Origin of the sequence: uncultured Campylobacter sp., assembly GCF_938040115.1 — a bacterium.
Classification (GTDB): Bacteria; Campylobacterota; Campylobacteria; order Campylobacterales; family Campylobacteraceae; genus Campylobacter_A.
In genome coordinates this window covers 1-3727 of record NZ_CALHXD010000118.1, presented here as the reverse complement: position 1 = coordinate 3727, position 3727 = coordinate 1, and the positions used below count along the sequence as shown (strand labels likewise).

General features: G+C 46.4%; 4 protein-coding genes and 1 pseudogene. All 5 read right to left on the bottom strand.

The window, feature by feature from the left end; genetic code table 11:
• A pseudogene (locus Q0314_RS04540) lies at nucleotides 1–273 on the bottom strand (RNA pseudouridine synthase); the annotation flags it as partial.
• A complete protein-coding gene (waaA, locus tag Q0314_RS04535; RefSeq protein ID WP_298056996.1) occupies nucleotides 270–1409 on the bottom strand; it encodes a lipid IV(A) 3-deoxy-D-manno-octulosonic acid transferase in 1140 nt (379 codons plus the stop codon). The pseudogene Q0314_RS04540 and the gene waaA, both read right to left, overlap by 4 nt.
• Nucleotides 1410–1418: 9 nt before the next feature.
• Nucleotides 1419–2129, bottom strand: a complete 711-nt coding sequence (locus Q0314_RS04530) for a zinc ribbon domain-containing protein (RefSeq protein WP_298056994.1) — start codon at nucleotides 2127–2129, stop codon at nucleotides 1419–1421.
• A gap of 9 nt (nucleotides 2130–2138) precedes the next feature.
• Nucleotides 2139–2876 carry a Nif3-like dinuclear metal center hexameric protein gene (locus tag Q0314_RS04525; RefSeq protein ID WP_298056991.1) on the bottom strand — a complete coding sequence of 246 codons (738 nt, stop codon included), beginning with the start codon at nucleotides 2874–2876 and terminating at the stop codon, nucleotides 2139–2141.
• A gap of 6 nt (nucleotides 2877–2882) precedes the next feature.
• Nucleotides 2883–3727, bottom strand: an 845-nt coding sequence (gene glyQ / locus Q0314_RS04520) for a glycine--tRNA ligase subunit alpha (RefSeq protein ID WP_298056988.1), incomplete at its 5' end; no start/stop codon positions are given.

The following is a 3727-nucleotide window of genomic DNA, read 5'->3' as shown; positions in this document are numbered from 1 at the left end:
GTGAAGTAGCGGAAATTTATAAATTTCGCTCACTTTTTCCGACGTTAAAAATGCCGGTTTATCAACCGCGATCAGGTTTTCGTCTTCAAAAATCACGCTTGGGCGCGGCAGTTTTTGTACGTTAAATTTAGTCGCCGCGCTCATCATAGCGCGCGCCACGGCGATCCTCTGTCCTTTGGCGCTAACTAAGCCTGCGTCAATCAGCTCCTTTGCCTCGTTGTTTGAAATGCCCTCCTGGATCGCCAGCAGTTTATAGGCTTTTTCTTCTTTCATAAATTTTCCTCAATATCTTTTAAAATCTCGCTTGCATCGCCTTTGGCGACGATTTTTGCTTTTGGTAAATCTTGCCGTAAAAGTACATTTATCTTGCCCGCTTTTGCAAATTTTATGCCGTCAACCGCGCTATACAAGGCTTTTTGATTAAATATAAACTCCCCGCTTATCACCGCGTTTTCAAACTGCGCCGCCTCGATCGGATTGTGTCCGCCGACGTTTGGCACGAAGCTACCGCCGAGCACTACGACGTCGCTAAATTTATAAATATTTACCAGCTCGCCCATCGCATCGACCAGCACGCACTGCGCGTCAAAGTTTTTAGTTTCGCTAAATTTAGAAAAACTAAGTCCATTTTTAGCAGCAAATTTAGCCAAAATCTCGCCTACTTCGCCAAATCTTTCCGGATGACGCGGCACTAAAATCAGCTTATCGTTTGCACTCAAATTTAACCCGCGCAAAATCAGCTCCTCTTCCCCTGCATGAGTGCTAGCCAGCACGATCACGCGCTCTTTTGGCTTAGCATAAATTTTACTCGGATTTAGCAAAAAGGCTGATTTTACATTGCCATTAACGACGATATTTTTAGCGCCGAGCCGCTCTAGACGCTGTTTATCCAGATCGCTTTGAGCGTAAATTTTATCTATAAATTTAAACAAATACCTGTAAAAAAAGCCAAATTTGAGATAACTTTTGTAGCTCCTATCAGAAATCCTAGCGTTTATCAAAATGACGCGCGAGCCCTTAAATTTAGCCCAAAAAACAAACCCCAGCCAAAGCTCGGCCTCGAAAATAACCGTGATTTTAGCGGGTTTTAGCCAAAACGGTAAAAATATCTCAAACGGCAAAAAGCGCGTATTTTGCGTGATCTTTTTCGCCTCGTCAAAGCCGGTTTTGGTTACGACCGAGACTGCGGCCGCGTCTTTAAATCTACTAACTAGCGGCGCGATAGAACGCACCTCGCCGAAACTGCACGCGTGAAAATGCACGCGCGAGGCGTCAAATTTGGGATTTTTAAACAAAAAAAATCTAGCGGGGATCGAGGCTCTGTACTTTTTCTTAAAAGCTAAAATCGCAAGCGGTAAAGCCCCCAAGGCAAACGCCGCGAGGACTAAAACGTAATAAATTATTATCAAATTTAAAGGCTAGTTCGCCGCTTCTTTGTATAAAATTCGGCCGCAGTGAGGGCAGGTCACGATGTCTTCGCCCTTGATGACGGCAGAATAAGTCTTGTCGTTTATCTGCATAAAGCAACCGTAGCAGGCCTGCTTTTTGACCGGCACGACGGCGGTGTTGTGCGCCCATTTGCGGATCTTCTCGTAAAATGTCAAGATTTTTTGATTCATCTCGCCCACTAGCTTATTTTTCTTAGCGTATATTTCATCTCTTTGCTGCTCGATAGCGCTGACTTCGGCCGAGATTTCACTCTCGATTTTTGTCAAATTTTCGCCAAGCTCCGCGGCCTTCGCCTCAAGCTCGCTTTTAAGCGCATTTTTGCTATCTATGATTTTTTCTAGTCTTTCGACCTCTTCGTTTGCGGCCTCTAGCTGCTCTTTAGCTAACTCGTCTTCTAGTTGAAGCGCTTTTATCTCTTTTTCTGTTTTTGCCGCGCCGCTTTTTTTGGCGACATCTTTTATCTTCGCGCTAAATTCGGCTATGTGCGCGTTGGTTTGAGATTTTTGATTTTTTAGCTCGGTCACGCTCGTAGCCGCTTCCTCGATCTGCGCTAAAATCGCCGCCTGCTCGTCCTTGGTCGCTTTTAAAACGCTTTGAACTTTCTCAAGGCGCGGAGTAAAATCGTCGATGTCTTTATCTATGGCTGAGAGCTCGACTAGCTGTTCTAAATATTTATTCATCTTTTTCCTTTAACTGTATGAAAACGGGTTTTTTGAGTTGGATATTATAGTAGGAATCGGCAAAATTTGCAAATATTTTGCAAGCGACTCCCCAAAATACCGCTCGCTCTCAAAGTGTCCGATGTCTAGCATAGTAAGATTATTTTGCACGGCGCTCATGGCTTGATGGTACTTCAGATCCCCGGTTAAAAACACGTCCGCTTTAACGATATCAATCAAATCTCCGCCGCTTCCCGTACAAAACGCAAGGCGCTTTACCTGCGCATTGCGGTCAAATTTTCGCCCTTTGCAAACTCTTAAATGGCTTAAATTTAGCTTTGTTTTTACTCTCTCGCAAAGCTCGTCAAAGCTCAAATTTACATCCGCATAAAGCAAAAATCCGTCGCGCTCCTTTGGCGTAAATCCCAAAATTTCGCTTAGCACGTATTCGTTTAGGTGGCTTAGATCATAGTTCGTGTGCATAGCGATCAGGCTTAAATTTTTAGCCATCATCTTTGCGATTAGGCTGCCTGGATACTCGTCCAAATTTAGTGATTTTAGCCCTTTAAAAATGAGCGGATGATGCGTGATGATGAGCGAGTTTGGCTGCACCTCGTCTAAAAGCTCATCATCAACGTCAAGGCTAAGATAAACTCGCTCTACGCTAGCCTCAAGCGAACCCACGAGCAGCCCGCTATTATCCCACTCCTCTTGACTCGCAAACGGACTAATCTCGTCTAAAATTTTATAAATTTCGCCGATTTTCATCAAATTTTATTCGCCCTTCGCGTCGTTTTGGGCAGCGGCATCGATACTAGCCTTGTACGTTAGCGCGCACTCTTTGGCCAGCTCGCGGATTTTTAGGATGTAGTCTTGCCTTTGCGTTACGCTGATCGCTCCGCGAGCATCAAGGACGTTAAACGTATGCGCCGCCAGCATGCAGTAGTCATACGCCGGTAGCGAAATTTTAGCCTCCAAGCAGCGTTTGCACTCGCCGAATGCATTTTCAAACTGGCGAAACAGCATATCCACATCCGCGATTTCAAAGTTATATTTGCTCCACTCAAATTCGCCCTGCTTATGCACGTCGGCGTAGGTAACGATGTTGCCGCCCCTATCGTCCCAAACGATGTCATAGACGCTATTTACGTCCTGCAAGTACATCGCTAGTCGCTCAAGACCGTAGGTGATCTCAGCAGAAACCAGCTCGCACGCGATGCCGCCGACTTGCTGGAAATACGTAAACTGCGTCACCTCCATGCCGTCTAGCCAGACCTCCCAGCCTAGCCCCCAAGCGCCCAGCGTCGGGCTCTCCCAGTTATCCTCGACGAAGCGGATGTCGTGATTTTTCAAATTTAACCCGAGCTTTTCAAGGCTTTTTAGATAAAGCTCCTGTATATTTTCCGGGCTTGGTTTAATGAGCACCTGAAACTGATAATATGCACCCAGGCGGTTTGGGTTTTCGCCGTATCTACCGTCGGTCGGGCGGCGAGAAGGTGCTACGTACGCCGTCGCCCACGGCTTTGGCCCGAGGCTCCTTAAAAAAGTCGCCTGATGATAGGTGCCCGCGCCCGCAGGCATATCGTATGGTTGCAGTATCACGCAACCCTGCTCGCGCC

Bases quoted from the DNA above. Each gene is read 5' to 3' on its own strand.
- Q0314_RS04530 (WP_298056994.1), bottom strand. From the start codon at position 2,129: ATGAATAAATATTTAGAACAGCTAGTCGAGCTCTCAGCCATAGATAAA.
- Q0314_RS04525 (WP_298056991.1), bottom strand. From the start codon at position 2,876: ATGAAAATCGGCGAAATTTATAAAATTTTAGACGAGATTAGTCCGTTT.